At 56.5% G+C, this 354-nt stretch carries 1 pseudogene; it reads left to right on the forward strand.

The window, feature by feature from the left end:
• Nucleotides 1-10: 10 nt before the first annotated feature.
• Nucleotides 11-354, forward strand: a pseudogene (locus DCC82_RS16060) (UPF0236 family transposase-like protein); the annotation flags it as partial.

The raw sequence follows: 354 nt of genomic DNA on the forward strand, positions 1-354 counted from the left end.
CCGCCAGTTGGTGCTCGAGGCCGAAGTTCCGCTGCACTGCCCGGTGGACCAGCGATATGGACGGGTGCTGTTGGTGGAGGCCGATGGACTGTTTGTTTCCCGCCAAGGGAAGGGAAAACGGGCCAAGGAAGACAAAAAATCCTGACCGTTCACGAAGGATGGAAGCGCAACGGCTCCCGGATCGAATTCGTGAATCAGCGCCATTACGTCCATGAGGGCAAGGGGGAGGTGTGGGAAGGCTTCGAGGAATTTTTGATAAATGAATATGCCTATGATCCTTGCCGGGATCTTCTTGTCATCAACGGGGACGGCGCTCCATGGATTACCGCGTGCCGGGAGTATTTCAAGGGACGG

The organism is Geobacillus sp. LYN3 (genome assembly GCF_003064505.1).
Taxonomy (GTDB): Bacteria; Bacillota; Bacilli; order Bacillales; family Anoxybacillaceae; genus Parageobacillus_B; species Parageobacillus_B toebii.